Annotated in this window: 11 protein-coding genes; 7 read left to right on the top strand and 4 right to left on the bottom strand. The window is 56.6% G+C overall.

All coding sequences use genetic code 11. The annotated features are described in order from the left end of the window. On the bottom strand, positions 1-483 hold the full coding sequence (locus QOL82_RS26745; protein ID WP_283445376.1) for a tripartite tricarboxylate transporter TctB family protein: 483 nt from the start codon (positions 481-483) through the stop codon (positions 1-3). A gap of 82 nt (positions 484-565) precedes the next feature. Beyond that, on the bottom strand, positions 566-1567 hold the full coding sequence (locus tag QOL82_RS26740; RefSeq protein ID WP_283445375.1) for a Bug family tripartite tricarboxylate transporter substrate binding protein: 1002 nt from the start codon (positions 1565-1567) through the stop codon (positions 566-568). Between the two features lie 311 nt (positions 1568-1878). On the opposite strand from QOL82_RS26740, the gene QOL82_RS26735 reads away from it, so the two are divergent. The 7 genes from QOL82_RS26735 (at position 1879) to QOL82_RS26705 (ending at position 14027) form a co-directional block, all read left to right on the top strand. Beyond that, positions 1879-2850 carry a tripartite tricarboxylate transporter substrate binding protein BugD gene (locus QOL82_RS26735; protein WP_283445374.1) on the top strand — a complete coding sequence of 324 codons (972 nt, stop codon included), beginning with the start codon at positions 1879-1881 and terminating at the stop codon, positions 2848-2850. A 1585-nt stretch (positions 2851-4435) separates the two neighbouring features. After that, complete coding sequence (locus QOL82_RS26730) at positions 4436-5458, top strand: hypothetical protein (RefSeq protein ID WP_283445373.1); 1023 nt, start codon at positions 4436-4438, stop codon at positions 5456-5458. A 2-nt stretch (positions 5459-5460) separates the two neighbouring features. Beyond that, positions 5461-6792, top strand: coding sequence for an HlyD family secretion protein (locus QOL82_RS26725; protein ID WP_283445372.1), 1332 nt, complete (start codon positions 5461-5463; stop codon positions 6790-6792). After that, positions 6789-8963, top strand: a complete 2175-nt coding sequence (locus tag QOL82_RS26720; RefSeq protein ID WP_283445371.1) for a peptidase domain-containing ABC transporter — start codon at positions 6789-6791, stop codon at positions 8961-8963. Before QOL82_RS26725 ends, QOL82_RS26720 begins: the two co-directional genes overlap by 4 nt. 424 nt (positions 8964-9387) lie before the next feature. Then, on the top strand, positions 9388-11352 hold the full coding sequence (locus QOL82_RS26715) for a site-specific integrase (protein WP_283445370.1): 1965 nt from the start codon (positions 9388-9390) through the stop codon (positions 11350-11352). A 912-nt stretch (positions 11353-12264) separates the two neighbouring features. Beyond that, complete coding sequence (locus QOL82_RS26710; protein ID WP_283445369.1) at positions 12265-12963, top strand: AAA family ATPase; 699 nt, start codon at positions 12265-12267, stop codon at positions 12961-12963. Continuing rightward, positions 12960-14027, top strand: coding sequence for a ParB/RepB/Spo0J family partition protein (locus QOL82_RS26705; protein ID WP_283445368.1), 1068 nt, complete (start codon positions 12960-12962; stop codon positions 14025-14027). Before QOL82_RS26710 ends, QOL82_RS26705 begins: the two co-directional genes overlap by 4 nt. 30 nt (positions 14028-14057) lie before the next feature. On the opposite strand, the gene QOL82_RS26700 is transcribed toward QOL82_RS26705, so the two are convergent. Further along, positions 14058-15407, bottom strand: a complete 1350-nt coding sequence (locus tag QOL82_RS26700) for a replication initiation protein (RefSeq protein ID WP_283445367.1) — start codon at positions 15405-15407, stop codon at positions 14058-14060. Positions 15408-16758: 1351 nt separating this feature from the next. Next, positions 16759-17319, bottom strand: coding sequence for a hypothetical protein (locus QOL82_RS26695; RefSeq protein ID WP_283445366.1), 561 nt, complete (start codon positions 17317-17319; stop codon positions 16759-16761). Between the last annotated feature and the right edge of the window lie 139 nt (positions 17320-17458).

Below are 17458 nucleotides of genomic sequence, written 5' to 3'. Positions count from 1 at the left end.
TCAGTAGATGCCGAACAGGCCCAGCAGCGGCCCCTTCGGCAGCGGCAGCTTGAACGCGTATTCGAAACAAACAAAAAAGAACAGGGCAGTGCCCAGGCCGAGCGCCAGCGCACGCGGCAGCCGCAGCTTCGCCTTCCAGACGCCGACGACGAGCAGGTAGGCCGCGGTGCTCACATACAGGCCAAGGAAGGCCACCGCGACGGCGAAGGCAAGCACCGAGCCCATGAACACGAGCACCTCGTTTTTCCGGTCAGCCGGGATGAACTCGCCCGTCAGCCGGCGCCGGGCCAGCGTGGCCTGCACCAGGTTGCCAACGCTGCCGAGCACGATCAGGCAGCCGATGTAGAAAGGGAAGAAGCCTGCCGCCGGCCCGTTCTCGGTCCAGGCGATGCCGTGCCTGAGCGCGCCGAAGGCGAACACCAGCCCGACCGCGGCAGTGAACAATGCAGCAATGACTTCCATTGCGAAGCGCGTATTGAACATCCGGTTACCTCATTGTGTTGCGGACAAGGAGCGATGCGGGACCGGGACCAGCGGCCAGCGCCGCAGTCCCGCCCGGTATCCGTTACTGCGCGGACCAGCCGTTGCGGCCGAAAATCTCTTCGTAGCCTGCCTTGTCGGTGGCAATGAAGGAACGCAGCTCCTCGTCCACCATCACGGTGGGTATCGTCACCGACCGTTCGACGTAGGATTTCCATTCAGGCGTCTGCGTGACCTTCCTGAACAGGTCCTTGTAGAACGCCACGACGTCCGGGTCCATGTTGGCCGCGAGCCAGATCGTGCGCGGCTGCTCGAACGGCCGCACATTCAGGCCGGCTTCCTTGCAGGTCGGAATGTCCGACCATGACTTGCCCTCGCCCACCGGCGTCGTGCCTGGCATGCGCTTGGCGCTGAACACGCAGAGCGGGCGTTGCGCGCCGGCGCGCCATTGCTCGACGCTTTCGGCCGGGTTGTTGACGTTGAAGTCCAGATGCTTGCCGGCCAGCTGGGTCGCCACCTCGCTGCCGCTCTTGTAAGGAATGTAGCGGGCATTGATGCCGCTTGCGCCCTTGATCAGCGAGACCAGGGTTTCGTCCGCTTCCCTGGCTTTCGCGCCGCCTGCCTTGAAGCCGCTCGGGCTTGCCTTGGCCTTGGCGACGAAGCTGGCGACGTCGGTGATGCCGGATTCCGGCTGGACCCAGAGCAGGAAGGGGTCGAACAGCATGGAAATCACCGGCGTCAGGTCGGCCGGCGTGTACGACAGCTTCGAGCCGATCGGGAGCAGGTAGACATCCTGCGTGCCGAAGTAAACCTTGTACGGGTCCTTCGCATTGGTCTTTGCGTAGACAAACGCTTCGGCGCCGCTGCCGCCGCCCTTGTTGGTCACGATGACGGACTGCGGCAGCAGCTTGTTCTTGTTGATCGCGGTCTGCACCGTACGCGCGAAGACATCTGTGCCGCCGCCCGCGCCGGCGGACGCGATGAATTCGATCGGACGGGTGGGCTGCCAGTCGGCTGCCTGCGCGGCTGTGCTGAATGTGACTACGCCTGCGCCTGCCATTGCGGCGGCGAAAAACAGTTTTTGCATGAAGTCTCCGGATTGTGGTTTTAGCCGGCCGCATTCTCTGGCGATGCCGTGGATTTATGATGCCTTGGATTCAAAATAATGTCTATTACATTTTGAATGCAAAATTATGAATGCAGCTTCGCCCCCTGTTTCCCGCTTCGATCAACAAACACATCGGTTTTGTGACTGTCCGTACTTTCCACACTGGCATTTCGCCAGGACTTGAAATATTGTCTCGGACTAGCGAAATCCCGGCGCGCACCAGTGCGCGCCGCGGACGCGAACCTTACCCTGCCTCGCATTCCGAACACATCGATAAAATTGGAGACTGCATGAAGACACCACTGCGTTATGCCTTTGTGACCTTGGCCCTGGCGGCCAACGTGGCCGGCGCCCAAACCTATCCGACCAAGCCAGTGACGATGGTCATCCCGTTTGCCGCCGGTGGACCCACCGACGTGGTCGGCCGCCTGCTGGCGCAGTCGATGAGCAAGACGCTCGGCCAGCAGGTCATCGTGGAAAACACCGTCGGCGCCGGCGGCACGATCGCGGCGACCCGCGTTGCCCGCGCCGCGCCGGACGGATACATGGTCCTGCTGCATCACATCGGCCATTCGACCGCCCCGAGCCTGTATCGCAAGCTGCCGTATGACGCATTGAACGGGTTCGAGATGCTGGGCCTGGTGACCGACGTGCCGATGACAGTCGTGGCCAAAGGGAATTTCCAGGCGAAGGATTTCGGTGAAATGGTCCGCTACGTCAAGGCCAACAAGGAAAGCATCAACCTGGCCAATGCCGGCACCGGCTCGGCCTCGCACCTGTGCGGCCTGCTGCTGCAGGACGCGATCAGCACCAAGGTGACGACGGTTCCGTACAAGGGCACCGGCCCGGCAATGAACGACCTGCTGGGCGGACAGGTCGACCTGATGTGCGATCAGACCACGAACACCACCAGCTATATCAAATCCGGCAAGATCAAGGCTTATGCAGTGACGACGCCGAAGCGGCTGGCCGTGCTGCCCGACCTGCCGACGACCCGCGAAGCCGGCCTGCCGGCGTTCGAGGTGGCGGTCTGGCACGGCATGTATGCGCCGAAAGGCACGCCGGGCGATGTCGTCACCAAGCTCAACGGCGCAATGAAGGTCGCGCTGAAAGACCCGCTGGTGATCGAGCGTTTCGCCGGACTCGGCACCGAGCCGGTCGCGGAAACCCGTGCTACGCCGGAAGTGCATCGTCAATTCCTGACGGCTGAAATCGCCAAATGGAAGAGCGTGATCGAAAAGGCTGGCGTCCAGCCGGAATAATTGTCGCGCTCATCGGCTGCCATGGCGACTTGTGCGTTGTGGCAGCCTGGTAGTGGCAAGCACGCCGCGCTGATCGGCGAGTGCCATTACATGAATTTATCCCGCCTTGTAAGCGCCCGTCCCGCTAGCGAAGTTCATAGGACAAGCCAGGCCAGGCCGGATGACTATGACAGCCTGGCCGACCTTCTCGCCCTCCCCCAAAACTCAGCAAAACCGGCGATCGTCTGCGCCTCGACACTTAACGTTGGCGGTTGTCGGGAAATCGGTTTGCGAGCACGACCTATGCAGACTGCTAACCGCACGTTCGCGCATCGTTCTACACCATCTTCGAGCCAGAAAATCCAAAGCCAGGAGCATCTGGGCGCGGCAGGTAACGGACGGGCCGGGATCAGTTCGCGTCGCTTGATAGCCGATTGACCTCCCCACGGTTTTACCTACTGGCGATATCGCTTCCTTCCCGCGTCATGCTGGCAATGCATTTGCCATCGATAGGGTACAGCTGTCAATGCCGCTGCTGAATTAGCTCTTCCTTACTTCAAATATGTCACCCCGGATTCGGACCGCTATCCGGCGGCACTCCTGAAATACTCGACAATAGGAGATTGATTGATATTCACTGAACATCCTTTCCTATTTTCTCAAATTATTCGCTTGGATGAATAAAATCGCGTTAATGATTTCAAGTTTTTCTGTGAATAACCGCATGCCGGCGCGAAAAATAGCGGATCAAATCTTCATTTGATGAATATCAAAAAAATTTTCAATCAGCGATTCATTCTGATCCCATGGAAATGCGGAATCATGGATAAAGAAATTCAGCGAGAAAACGAATACCAGGCCACCTTCTCTATAGAATCGCCATCAACCTGATTAGGTGGTCTTACTGATTCAAAATGAGTGATAGAAACCGTCATGCATTAAGCTGATGCATCGATCCTGAGTCGATGCTCTTGTATAAATAGCTAAAAAATGACTGCACTCGACAATTTTCGTCACGATATGAATGCAATAGTCCTGCTCGTAAAGAGATTCCTTGATCAGCTAATTGACGCGTTTTTTTCAAAAAGTTTCGCGGCACCTGCACAGATTTTATTTCTTCCGACAAAGCAGACTTCTGATTCAGATTCTTTTTTAATCATTTCGCATCTAGAACTTGCCTCAAAGGCAAGACCGCTGCAAGAGCCTTTTGCAGCGGATAACCGATGTCTATAGGAACCAGACATCTTCTGTATCTTGAAAATGGAGACTGCTATGAGAAATCTGACCAGTACTGAACTTGAACATGTTTATGGCGGGAATAAGGCGTACGGCGACAAGGACAGGTCCAAGTCACATACCCGCGGGCATGGAGGGAGAAGCAAAAGCGGTTCGCATCATGGCAACAAAAATCAGAGCGGCAGCCGCAGCCGTAGCCACAGCCATAACAAGTACTAAAGCCGTATTTGCCTGGAAGGCCGTTGCAATCTGAATGATGGCCCTAGTCGCACCGGGCCAGGCGTTCTGACAAAACGCTTGGCCCGGCACTATCCGTAAATCGCCTGCCGGCTTTGTGAATGAACCCTCGGTGTTGGGCGCCGGGGATTACATGATCTATCCGATAAAGGCATGCATTTTACTGTTCGCAAGATCAACTTTTTATGCGCAAGCGGGAAGATTTATGGACAGGTTCCAAAACGGGCATGAGACTGCGGCGCAAGCTGCCGGCCAGCAGGAATTATGGATTCTAGGCCAGCCTCCGCTGAAAAAATACCTCGACTTTGTCGATGACCTTGGGCGAGAAGGTGCAAATGGAATCCGTAGCGACAGGGTAAATGAATGGCGTAACGCTAACGATTACTATGAACTTCTCATGAGAACCGAGAGAAACATCGCGGACGCGATAGAAACTTTCTCGCTTCCATCGGAACTCGATGATTGTGCAGCGGAACTTGCAGCTGATCCCCGCTTTCGGCATACATTCGAAAGTCTGCCGACCGCGATTAAGATGGTCGAACTCGATCGCCTGGTGGTATGTCAAAACCATGTGAATCGCAATTTCGTGGAAATGCTCAAGTCCCGACTTGGGCAGGCGGCGGATATTGCATCCTTGTTTCGCTTCTGTCTGCCGCTTGAGGAATACCAGGCGCCCGTCCAGATAAGGGAGGCGGATTCGAGGCGATATATCTTTCGCTCGTCTTCTACAGACTTCCGCTTTCATGAAGCCCTGATGCTCAAACCCGGCCAGATTTCAGGTCATGAGTCATTTGGGCAGATTGCCGGCGTCATCGGTTTGGTCGTGGGATTCAGCTCGAATTTCCTGAATGCGATCCATGATGACGACAGCGGTCGATTGGTTCTTAATAATGGATACCATCGCGCATGCGCATTGAGCGAGCTGGGCATCACTCACGCGCCATGCATTGTCCAGACGGTAACCCGCCGTGATGAACTCGACCTTATCGCCAAACCCATCGTCGCCAATGACCCGGGCTATTTCTTCAATTCCCCGAGGCCGCCGCTGCTGAAAGATTTCAAGGATCCGAAGATCAGGAAATTGTGCGCAACCAAAAAGGTTGCCCGGACAATTGAAGTCAGCTACGAGATCCGTGACTATCTGGTCGAAGAATAGATATGGAAGGCTCGGTCCGGACACAAGCCATCGATGCGGGCCCCGGTAAAGCGCTGGCCCCCAAGGATTCCCTATTCCGGCCACAGGTTCTGGTCGAGCAGCAGACCCAATGGCTGGGCACGGTTCTCCTAAAGCCCCGTCCGTCCCAGCGATGGTTCACGGCGATTGCCCTTGTCCTCACCGCTGGAATCCTTTCCCTGCTGTTCTGTGCCAGCTATGCCAGGAAAGCGCATGTGGGGGGCTGGCTGGTGCCGGAACAAGGCGTGGCACGGGTATTTGCCTCGCAGCCGGGCGTCGTGACGAGTTTTTTCGTGAAGGAAGGCGATGCGGTTCGCAAGGGACAGCCCCTGGTCGCCCTGTCGACGGAGCAGCAAAGCGTCAACCTGGGCGATACGCAGGCCAGTATCGCCCGGGCAATGGCAGCGCGACGCGAGAGCCTGCTCCAGGAAGGACGTCAAAACCAGCAGTTATTGAAGCAGCAGTCCAAAGCAATCACTGACCGGCTGACCGCGTTGAGCCTGGAGCAAGCTCAACTCAAGGAGGAGATCGATCTGCAGCGGTCGCGTCTGCAACTGGCAATCAAGACGGAAGAACGCCAGAAAGACCTGGTTGACCGCGGATTCATCTCTCAGCAACAGCTTCAGACGGCTGCAGAAGCGCGGATCGAGCAGGCCGCCAAGCTGAGGGCGCTGGAGCGAAATCGCATGATCTTGCAGCGCGATCGTCTTGGACTCGAAGGTGAACTCCGGGATCTCCCGATAAAATTTCAGGCCCAGGACGCCAGCATCGCCCGCAACATTTCCGTCATCGGCCAGGAGTTGGCTGAAGCGGAAGCGCGGCGCGAGATAGTGGTGCCTGCGCCGCAGGACGGTACGGTGAGCGCCGTGCAGGTTGAATTGGGGGGCGGCGTAAAACCTGCGGTGCCCTTGCTTAGCATCATCCCATCCGGCACCCGGCTGGAAGCCCACCTGTACGCGCCTAGCCGGGCAATTGGTTTTTTGCAGGCGGGCCAGCGTGTACTGCTTCGCTACCAGGCCTACCCTTACCAGAAATTCGGCCACTACGAAGGAACGATATCCAGCATCGCCAAGTCGGCGATCAGCCCTGCGGAGCTGCCGCCGCAACTCGCTGGACTCGTCAACGCCCCTGGCTCCACCGAGGCGGTGTACCGCGTGACCGTCCGTTTGACTACACAGGATGTCACAGCCTACGGCAAGGCCTTGCGATTGCAGCCGAATATGCAACTCGACGCGGATATTGTCCTGGAGCGGCGTCGCTTGTATGAATGGGTGCTGGATCCTCTTTACTCCTTTACCGGAAAGTGGAACGGATGAGCCTCTTGGACGAGCTCAACCTTGGCTTGGGCAAGCCCCTGCCGATGATGCTGCAGACGGAAGCGGCTGAGTGCGGTCTCGTTTGCCTGGCGATGATTGCCGGCTACCATGGCAATCACGTCGACATGGGAGAGCTGCGCCGGCAATTTGGCCTGTCGCTCAAGGGGTCGACCTTTAAAGACCTGATCGGCATTGCCGACAAGATCGGGTTGGCATCGAGACCGCTGCGTTTGGAAGTGGAGGAATTGCGTCAGTTGCAGGCGCCCTGTATTTTGCACTGGGACCTGAACCATTTCGTCGTTCTCAAGCATGCTGGCGCTGCCAGCATCGTCATTCACGATCCGGGCGTCGGCGTGCTCCGGGTATCCAACACGGAGGTCCTTCAGCATTTCACCGGCGTGGCGCTTGAACTGACGCCGACAGCCCAGTTCGATGAAATGAAACCGGCGGCGCGCGTCCGCATCAGCAGCCTCCTGGGGCGCATGGTCGGCCTGAAGCAGTCCCTCGGGATGCTTGCATTGATGGCGCTTGCCATTGAGGTGTTTGCGGTAATAAGTCCCTTTTTCATGCAGTGGGTCGTCGATGAAGCGCTGGTCACCGCAGACGCCAACCTCTTGCTTACCCTTGTGATGGGCTTCATGCTGCTCCTTTTTATCCGGGTGGCAGTGACAGCAATGCGGGGATGGACCCTCATTGCAATTTCCAGTTCCTTGAAGGTCATGGGCCGCGCGAATCTGTTCACCCATCTTATTAATCTACCTGCGAGCTATTACGAATCGCGCCACATCGGCGACGTCATGTCGCGATTTGGGTCGCAGGAGGTGATCCTGCAGGCGATTACGACTGACATGGTCGAAATCCTGCTCGACGGACTGATGTCCTTGATTACCCTGGTGGTGATGTTCATCTATGCGCCCGCCCTCGCCGCCGTCGTGCTTGCAGGCGCATTGCTCTACGCCCTTTTGCGGTGGGGTCTGTACACGCCGCTGCGACAGGCCTCGATTGAGTCCATTGTCTGGGGCGCTAAACGGGACAGTCATTTTCTGGAAACCATGCGCGGCATAAAAACCATCAAGCTATTCAATGCGCAGGAAAATCGCCGTGCGCACTGGCTCAATCTGTTGGTCCAGACCGTAAACCGCCAGATCACGACGCAGAAGCTTTCCCTGGCGTTTAAAACAATTAATTCCCTCCTGATCGGCACGGTTGCCATCCTGGTCGTCTGGCTGGGTGCAAACCGCGTACTGCAAAACACCTTTTCCGTCGGGATGCTGCTTGCGTTTCTCAGCTATAAGGACCAGTTCCTGAGCCGTGCGACAGAAGTGATCAACAAGGCGCTCGATCTTCACCTTCTACGGTTGCATGCTGAACGCCTGGCGGATATCGCATTGACCGCGCCGGAGCCGCGAACCCCCGTTTTCGAGCAGGAGCGGCAAACCAGGCCTCCCGCAGTCGAAGTAAGAAACCTGCGATTCCGATATGGCGCAAACGATCCCTGGGTGCTGGACGGCCTGAATTTTCGAATCGAACCAGGAGAATGCGTGGCCATCGTCGGCATTTCCGGCTGCGGCAAGACTACCCTGCTCCGCGTGCTTGCGAGCCTGCGCGAACAGACGTCGGGTGATGTGCTGATCGATGGAAGTCCGCTCGACCGTGTCGGATTGGAACGTTATCGCGCCATGATCGGCGTGGTGCTGCAGGACGATCACCTGTTTGCCGGCTCCATTGCGGATAACATCAGCTTCTTCGCGGACAAGCCCTCCCCTGCCAGGGTCAGAAAGTGTGCCGAACTAGCAGCAGTGCATGAGGACATCAATAACATGCCGATGGGATATCACACGCTGATCGGCGATATGGGAACCGTCTTGTCCGGAGGACAGAAGCAGCGCGTCCTGATTGCGCGCGCGCTCTACAACGACCCGGTCATCTTGCTGCTCGATGAAGCGACAAGCCACCTGGATGTGGCGCGAGAAAGAGCAGTCAATGCTGCAATTTCCGAGAACCGGATGACCCGCATTATCGTCGCGCACCGCCCCGAGACCATCTTGTCAGCAGATCGCGTGATCGTCATTGACCGAGGGAAAGTGATCGACGATGTCCGGACGATGGAACACAAGGAAGCGCTTCTTGCTCATTCTTTTATCGTGCGTCCCGAACAGATCGGTGCATAAGTTTCCGAAGCACTGATTTGCCCTAGGGAAAGTATCGGGGTTCGCCTGCCTTCGGTCGTAGAACTGCTGGCCGAATACCTGACGATGCCTGGCGGTTTTGGAAAGCCGTTTCACGGATGACGTCGTTGCCGCGAACATCGCTCCAGTCAGAGGCACTGCCTGCCTGCTGCCATTAGCGCTGTAGGGAGAATGTGGAAGACGGTGGGACTTAGGTGACACCCGGAAGGATCGGAGCCGGCTTCACGTAAGGCTTTCCCTGGTATGCCATGAACGGCGAAATGAGAATGATAAGGATTGATTACTGAAATTATCAATATACCGTTATTTATCCGTAAATACCCTGTTTCATCATTTGCGCTCTTCGCCTACATTCGCGTAACATTCAAATTCCTTATTTAAAACAACGACTTCCCTCTCCCATTTCATGCCGGCAAACTGGATTTCCCGCGGAACCGTGCTTGTACAGCTTGGTCGCCATCACTTCGCTTTCTTCCGCGGCTATCTGGATGGCCTGGACTTAAGGCAACTCTCCGAACGGTATATCGAAACAAATGCGGCGCAGGCTGGCGCCACTGACCTGCGCGTTGCGAAGTCGCTGCTGGGCTGGATCGTCGATCAGCTCACTGTCGCCGCGCGGCGGACAGGCAATGCGGCTGGCGCTCGGGTAATTCGCATGGCTCCCGAAAAGCTTGCCGCCAGGCAGGAAGGAGCAAGCCCTGACCTGGATGAATTTCGCGAAGAGCGCGATCCGCACCAGATGTTTTCCGAACGAGAACTTCTCGAACTTTTCGAACAGGAATATGGTGCGACGGATCCAGGCGCGCAGAGGCGGTTCAAGCGGAACAAGCGGCTGCGCGAACGGCAGGCCGCTGTGCTCAACCAGCTTGAGGCACTCGTCCAGGCCGATCCGCATCTGGATGATGGCGTCGCTGGCTGGCTCGATCCGGCGATCGCAAACCGCCTGGTCGCGGCCCGAATCATTACATTGCGGGATCTCGTCGACACGATCGAAGCCCATGGATTTCGGTGGTACACCAAGGTCCCACGCATCGGGATCAAGGCGGCCGGCTATATCGTCGAGTGGCTCATGCTTCCTGAAACGGCTGACGCGCTGGGGGTGACGCTGTCCATACGCAGTATCCAGCCGCGCATGCAGATACTGCCGGCGTCCGTACCCGCCCTGCCCCGCCGGCCCGGCATCGTGCCGATCGAACAATTCGAAGTGCCGCAAGCATTAAGCGGCGCCACGGGTTCGAACAGGGCCGAGCGTTCATCGCTCAGCGCACGCAATGACCTCGAGGCAATTAATGTTTGGCTGTCGCGCAGGAAGCCGGGCAGTCATACCTTGCGCGCCTACCGCAAGGAAGCAGAGCGTTTTTTGCTTTGGTCTGTGCTGGAAGCCAGGACTGCGCTGAGCTCTCTGACAGTGGAGGACTGCATTGCCTACCGTGACTTCCTGTGGCGACTGGGACGGGAAACAGACGAGCAATGGAAACAGCACTTCCGGATCGCACAAGCCGACTGGATAGGCCCGCGCGGCATCGACCGGTTTTCTTCGCGCTGGCGTCCGTTTGAAAGCGCACTTTCCGAGAGTTCACAGCGCACTGCGCTTGTCATCTTACAAGGCATGATGCAGTGGCTGTGCGACCAGAATTATTTGCACAACAATCCATTTAAAGCCATGCCGCATCTGGCGGCGCGCAATGAGGGCATGGACATTACGCGGGCATTGACGCTTGAAGACTGGAGCGTGGTAAAGCGTTATCTGAGATCCATGCAAAAGGATCAAAGGTATTACCGGCTGCGGTTTGTCCTCGCACTTGCCTACAGCACGGGATGTCGCCTTTCGGAACTTGCAGCATTGCACCGACGTGACTTGATTACGTTCGTCCGGGCTGGAGAACAGGACGCCCAGTGGGAACTGGCTGTGCTCGGAAAGGGCGGTAAAACCAGGCGTGTGCAACTCAATCGCCTGATCGTCGCGGAGATAGAAAGCTACTTTCAGACTAGGGGATACCGGACATTCGCAGACGCGCCGCCCGACGCGCCATTGATCGCGTCGGTGCCCCGGGATAAACAGGCCGTGCGCGTGGAAACACCGTTGTCTTCGGGACGAATCTACAAAGTCCTCAAGACATTTTTCGAGGACGTTGCTAACGAGATTCAGGCTGAAGATCCTGCGCGAGCCGCAAAGTTTGGGCGCGTTTCAACGCACTGGCTGAGGCATACCTTCGCGACGCACGGCATACATGCCGGGATGGGTCTTGAAACGATACGCGACCTTTTAGGGCATCGGTCGCTTACGACAACATCTATTTATATAACGACCGAAAAGGACAAGCGCAGCCGGGAAGTGGAGAAGCTCGAGGCGCTCGGGTCGCTAGACTAGGTGACCACGCGGATTTCTAGCGAGCCAGAAGGTTGCAAGAATTGGAAAAGTCTTCCAGGAAAACGAGTCAGGAGAATTGCCTGCTCGGCTCAGGATTGTGAACTGGTTGTGAATCTTAGTTTTAGGGTTAAAGATCCCTGATTTGCGGATCGGCTTACCGCTGAAGCAGAGCCGGCTTCCCAGCCAAATATTCAGGAAATTTCTCCCGATCGCGATATTCACCGGGGAATAAAACCTTGTCCATGGTGGCTCACAACGAAGGTTGCTACCTTTAGCCAGAATGATGCCTTGCGTAAGGGCTCACTAAAACATCTTAAATATGTGGACGCTGCCGACAGTTTCCAACACGCATTAGAGAACAGCGCCGGCGTAGTAAAAGCAGCTAGATCTCCTGCCAAGGATAGAACTCACTAGATCTACAGCCATAGCCATAGCCATAGCCCCAGCGACAGAGTTGATTTTTTGACTCAGCCTAGAGCTGTTTCTGCAAACAGAATGTAACTACGATTTTTCTGCGTTCTTCGTTTGTATCTAGCTGTTGCCCGATACCGCTTTCCACTCGATGATGCGGCTGAGTTTCCAAACCATTGAAAAAATTGAGCCCGTGCCAAGTAGGTTTAATTTTCAGAGCTAAACTCGGTGGTCAATATTCCCCAGGGAATATCAATCGCCAGACGCGCTCCGAAGACGGCAAAGAATTCTATTTAGCCTCGGACCAAAGACCCCTATATCGCACAACGCGTGTTCCTGCCCCGGCTCGGAAGCTTACATAACCCTTAAACCCCTTTACTCTTAACAGTTCAAGAGCAAGAAGCCGACTTGTTATGGATAGCAACCCAACAAAACGTAGCGCATCATTGATTTTAAATACGGTTTTTAGTATAAGAAAGAATTAAATTCTAAAATCTAACCATGCCAGCCAAACTCATCATCGTCACAAATCAGAAGGGCGGCGCTGGGAAGACCACCGCTGCAGTGCATCTGGCCGGGACCGCCGTCCGTAGAGGTTTCAAAACCTTGCTGATCGATGCAGACAAGCAGGGAACGGCGACGAAATGGGTTGCCCAGGCAGAAGAAGGGCAGGCGCACAAGATCCGCGTGATGGGACTGGCGATGGCGGAGGCCAAGATTGCGCAGGAAGTCAAACAGTACGTGGACGATTACGATCTGATCTTCGTCGACTGCCCGCCCTCGGTCGATTCGCCGATACCGCAGGTCATGCTGATGATCGCCGATCTGGCGATCGTCCCCATCGTGCCAAAGCCAGGAGATCTTTGGGCGTCGACTGACCTGCTGGAACTTGCCGAGCGGGCTGCTGCGGTCAACCCGGAACTCCAGATACGATTGCTCGGTTCCAACGTCATTGCCAATCTTGCCATGTCGCGCCACTCGCTGACCAGCATGGCGACGATGCGCGAAAGTGCGCCGCTATTCAAGACGCGATTGCACCAGCGCACCGCGTTTGTCGAAGCGATGCTGACAGGGGATTCGGTCCATTACTTCGGCAGCAGCGCGAAGACGGCCATCCTCGAGATCGAAAACTTGTTCGACGAGATCGTCGCCACCTTAAAACTGCAGGTTCCCAAGATCAAGACCAAGGGCAGGAAATGAGCAAAAAAAAGGGGTTGTACGACAGGCTGAACCCGAGCGTCGCCGACCAGACTGTGCAATCCAAGGACAAGTTCGAAAATGCGGATCTGGTCGTTGCGATGAGCCGGGTCAAGCTGCAACGGGCGCAGGAAGCGGAGACGAAGACGGCGACTGCTGAAGCCGGCTTGGATAGCAGGGCGCCAGCGCCCCCAGCCTCGGTACAGGCGCCCGCCAGCGAGGATTACGTAGTACGGGCTCTGCCAATCGCCCTGGTCAAGGACCATCCACGCAATGCACGCCAGGTCTACGATCCTGCGCGCATTGATGAGATGGCGACCACGATTGCACGGGACGGCCAGCGCGTGCCTGCAGTCGCGATGCCGGACCCTGACACGCCGGGCGCTTATCTGCTGATCGAGGGACGATACCGCAAGCGGGCGTTGATCAGCCTGGGCCGGACGACAATACTGGCGTCCATCGTCGAGCCGCTGTCGGACCTGGAGGCTTACCGGCTCTCCCTGCTCTTGAACGAGGAGCGTAACGACCAGACGATCCTGGACAACGCGCTCTCCTGGAGAACGATGCTGGATGACGGCACGTACCGCGGCCAGGATCACATTGCCGAGCATCTCAACATCAAGCAGGGCACGGTGTCCAAGACCCTTGCCGTGCTCGACCTCCCGCCCCGGGTGCTCAACATCGTCCGGACCCGGCCTGCCAGCTTCGGCATCCGCGTCGCCCAGGAGATGCGACAGTTGTCCAAGCTGGTGGATGAAACAGCGCTGGAATCCATCGCCGAGCAAGTGATCGCCGAAAAGTTATCGGTGCGTGACCTCGAGCGGATGCGCGAACGAAAAGCCCATGAGCCGCTTACCCGGGAACGGTCGCGCGCTTACCCTTTGCAATGGGGAAACACGCGTCTGGGCTCCATACGTGAATTCGAAGACGGTCGCCTGAAAATCGACCTGGCAAATGCGCCTGAAGGCCTGCGCGCGAACATCGTCAATGCGGTCAAGAAAGCGATGGCAGACACCCTTGCCGAACCGGCTGCAAAGCCCGTTGAAAACGCCGCCAAGCCGGATTAGCGATGAATTATTGCATTAAATCAACAATTACTATCCTTCCAGTTCCGCGAAATCGAGCACCGCGGCATCCGTGACTTCTCCCCAGGTCCGGGATGCCAGCCAGCCACCGAACGCGGCGCTGATCAGCGGCGAATTCAGGCCTTTTTTCAGGTGCGGCCGCAGGCTGCGATCCGCGTCGCTTGAAAATTCCGCATACAGTGCGGTCTGCTCCTGCGCCGACAGCTCGGCGTAATAACGCAGCGCTTCCTGGTTCCGGGCCGCGATGAAGCGCTCCCGGAAGCCTTTTCTCGGCTTGCTTGGCTGCTTGGGCTTGTCGAGCGGCTGCGCGACAGGCGCAGTCGTCGCAAAGCCCTTCTGCAGCGCAGTGCGGAAATAGCCGGCGGGCGCGTCGACGTTCGGTCCCTTGCGGATCCGCTTTTCGACAAAATCGATCGTCGCGAGCAGGGCTTTTTCTTCGTGGTTCGAGTAATACTCTTTTGCGTCCGCCTCGGAGATTCCCAGCCTGAGCATGCGTTCGATAATCGAGGAATCGATGACGATGGCTGCGCCGGTCTCCAACAGCGACGCCTGCGCTTTCAGCTGGACACGGAACTGGATGTCCTCGACCTTGCGGCCTTTCTTGGTCTCGATGAGTTCGACATCGATATCGGTGACGCTGTTGATCTCGGCAAGCGCCTTCAGGATCATGTCGCGCTTGAAGTATTTGTACTCCGGCAACACCACGTCCTTGATCGAGTTTCCGGACAGCACGTGGTACCACTCCTGCCAGCTGTCGCGATTGGTCAGGTGAGACGGACTGGTTGCATACCGCCGGCAGACTTCGTACAGCGCAAGACTGTGCGCGCTGCGCAGCACTGCCTGGTAGTACAAACTGAGCTTGGTATAGGTATCCGGCTTCAACACCTTTTCCCGGACCTGGGGTGGGAACGCGAAGCCGATGTAGACCGTGCCGCCCTTGTTGCGCAGTCCCGAGGTATTGAAGATGGTCAGGCCAGCCAGCAACCGTTCGCTTGCCCACATCTTGTCCGAAGTAGCCTCGACCTTGATGTTTTGCAGCGCTTCCGCATGCTCCTTGAAAAACTCGTAGTCGCGGCTGGTGTACTCGGTGTTTGCGCACAGGTCCGACATGCGTATCCAGTAGTATTCCTCGAATCCCGGAACGTCCGCCGGCGCTTCCACGCCGGTCTTACCCACTTCCTGCGCGCGGAAAATGAAGGCGTTGTAGATACGCCTGGACAGCAGCGAGAACTTGCCCTCGACAACCCGAAAACCGATCGCATCATTGGCCTTGCGGAATTCGGAAGTCAGCAGTTCAGGCTGATCGGCGATGGCGACAGCTGTCGTCGTCGCCTTTTTCTTTGCACGTTTTACTGTAGCCATGCGACGCATTGTGATTCTGGGAAAATCTCATGATGCCTATATGGTGAGCTGCATGCAACCGGAATTTCACCGGTGAATGCCAGAGCGTTGCGGATTCACCATGCCTGCTGAAACGACCTCGGAATGTGGTGTTCACAACAGTTCTCACCTTTGTACGGCATGGTTCACTTGTCCACTCACGTGAGTTCACAAAGCTTCTCACCATATTGCGGCCCGCTTCACTTTTTCCCTCACGCATGTTCACATGGAAGCTCACCCGAGTTCACATAGTTTCTCACCCGATCGCGCGGAGACCCATATGGGACGGGGGTGTGCGGTGTTCCTCAAGGTATTTAAGGTTTACAAGGGTTTACTACTAAGTTCTCTCAATGATCCCGAGCGTCGCTGGATACAACAATTTGCACCCGGTTGCCTGATTCGATTGCTTATACAGACTTGCAAGTACGGAAGAACGGGCCTTTTCCCGTAAGTTGAACGGCTAATAATTGCTTTCTAGCTACTTTTTTAGAAATAGATGCTCATAAGTCCTGCAAAATTGCGGCAGTTTAGGTAACAGGTTCACAAATTTGCTCACCATTGCGGCTACAGGGGGGTGAACGGTGGCGGCTACACAGGCTGATGTCTTTCCGGGCTTCACAATTATTCTCACCTTAGCGGGAATACATTGCTTTAACTGGTGGCCGAACACCTAACAGTTCACAGAATCGCTCACCTTCTATTTTCATGGTGGCCAAAATAGGCGAGGGCTGCGACTGAGCATGAAGGTTTGTCCTACCACATCACATTTGTGCGATTTCACATAAGTTCTCACCTTTGCTCGATGATTCCCTGGAAAAGAGGCATCAACAAAACCCAATCCACTGCAAGCGTTCACAAATTCGCTCACCTTTGAAGACGGTCGTGTCCCCGGACAGGCTACGTTCACAAAAACGCTCACCTTAAGTTGTTTGATGGCATGCGCTCCGGCGGACAAGCGACAGTTATCTGATCTGGTTCACAACTTTGCTCACCTTAGCTGGAGGAGGACGGAACAAATCGCTACAACCGGTTCTACTTCACAGAAGCTCTCACCATAAGCAGCTCGAGCTATCCGACGACCACCGGATGTTCACAATTCATCTCACCATGGACACTTCCCAGTCGGCCGAAAACTGGTTGCCCTGGCTTTTAGACCGGGCAACCATCCCGTGGCCGGCATTCCTGGATCGTTTTTGCCCATAGAACTGCGCCATGATCGCCGGCCGGCCGACGTAGCGACAAGACGCGCGCCACGTTCACAAATTTACTCACCAAGCGTTCGCGAGCATTTCGCCGGTCGTTCACAGATCGTCTCACCTATGAGTATTTCCACTCATGAGTCAGCGTCATCCAGCCGCTCATCGCGTTCCCATTCCGCGGCCCACACGGCCTGGTCTATGGTGTCGACCATCTGGAAAGCCAGGTCGTCAGGCAGGAAAAACGCCAAGGTCTCGCCATGTTTCATCCTAAATCCGCATACCATCCCGCCGCGGGAGAGGGTGGCGGTCGACAGTACGCCTGTTTGGGCCGGGTGCATGGCGGTCAGGAACTCGGCCGGAATAGCCAGCTCGTTCCAGCGCCGATGGAAATTTGCGTATGGATCGGTCGAGGGAAGCGTTTTCAGGAACTTGTCGCCGTAATTGAGCTGATGCGCCGCGCGCGTCTTGGCAAGGAACGATGCGTACTGGTCAGGATGGTCAATGCTGGCGGCGGCGCAGGCATCGCGCAGCACCCACACCTGGCGCTTTTCCAGTTGCAGGAAGGTCCTGGTCTCACCGCCGGCATCGCCTCTGAGCAGGAGGTGCAGGCTCAGCCCGATTCCGGGCAGGCCGCGCGCAGGCTGGACGACGGCAAAATTATAGGAAACGACGCGGGGGAGTTCTGGCTTGGTCATGGAGGTTGGCGTATCGGCAAGGCATGGATCGATGTCTCAATCCACCTAAATATAAGCCATGCAAGCCATTTACCGCGCTCGGCCGCCGCCGGCAGCGGCAAACCTTGCTCGCCTCCCACTTGGCAACCTGCCTGTAGAT

This window comes from Noviherbaspirillum suwonense, assembly GCF_900182955.1.
In the GTDB taxonomy this organism is placed as follows: Bacteria; Pseudomonadota; Gammaproteobacteria; order Burkholderiales; family Burkholderiaceae_D; genus Noviherbaspirillum_A; species Noviherbaspirillum_A suwonense.
Note: the sequence above shows the minus strand (reverse complement) of the source record. Positions and strands in the feature narration are given on the sequence as shown.

Coding starts and splice junctions, on each gene's coding strand:
- QOL82_RS26745 (WP_283445376.1), bottom strand. CDS start 483: ATGTTCAATACGCGCTTCGCAATGGAAGTCATTGCTGCATTGTTCACT.
- QOL82_RS26740 (WP_283445375.1), bottom strand. CDS start 1,567: ATGCAAAAACTGTTTTTCGCCGCCGCAATGGCAGGCGCAGGCGTAGTC.
- QOL82_RS26735 (WP_283445374.1), top strand. CDS start 1,879: ATGAAGACACCACTGCGTTATGCCTTTGTGACCTTGGCCCTGGCGGCC.
- QOL82_RS26730 (WP_283445373.1), top strand. CDS start 4,436: ATGATCTATCCGATAAAGGCATGCATTTTACTGTTCGCAAGATCAACT.
- QOL82_RS26725 (WP_283445372.1), top strand. CDS start 5,461: ATGGAAGGCTCGGTCCGGACACAAGCCATCGATGCGGGCCCCGGTAAA.
- QOL82_RS26720 (WP_283445371.1), top strand. CDS start 6,789: ATGAGCCTCTTGGACGAGCTCAACCTTGGCTTGGGCAAGCCCCTGCCG.
- QOL82_RS26715 (WP_283445370.1), top strand. CDS start 9,388: ATGCCGGCAAACTGGATTTCCCGCGGAACCGTGCTTGTACAGCTTGGT.
- QOL82_RS26710 (WP_283445369.1), top strand. CDS start 12,265: ATGCCAGCCAAACTCATCATCGTCACAAATCAGAAGGGCGGCGCTGGG.
- QOL82_RS26705 (WP_283445368.1), top strand. CDS start 12,960: ATGAGCAAAAAAAAGGGGTTGTACGACAGGCTGAACCCGAGCGTCGCC.
- QOL82_RS26700 (WP_283445367.1), bottom strand. CDS start 15,407: ATGGCTACAGTAAAACGTGCAAAGAAAAAGGCGACGACGACAGCTGTC.
- QOL82_RS26695 (WP_283445366.1), bottom strand. CDS start 17,319: ATGACCAAGCCAGAACTCCCCCGCGTCGTTTCCTATAATTTTGCCGTC.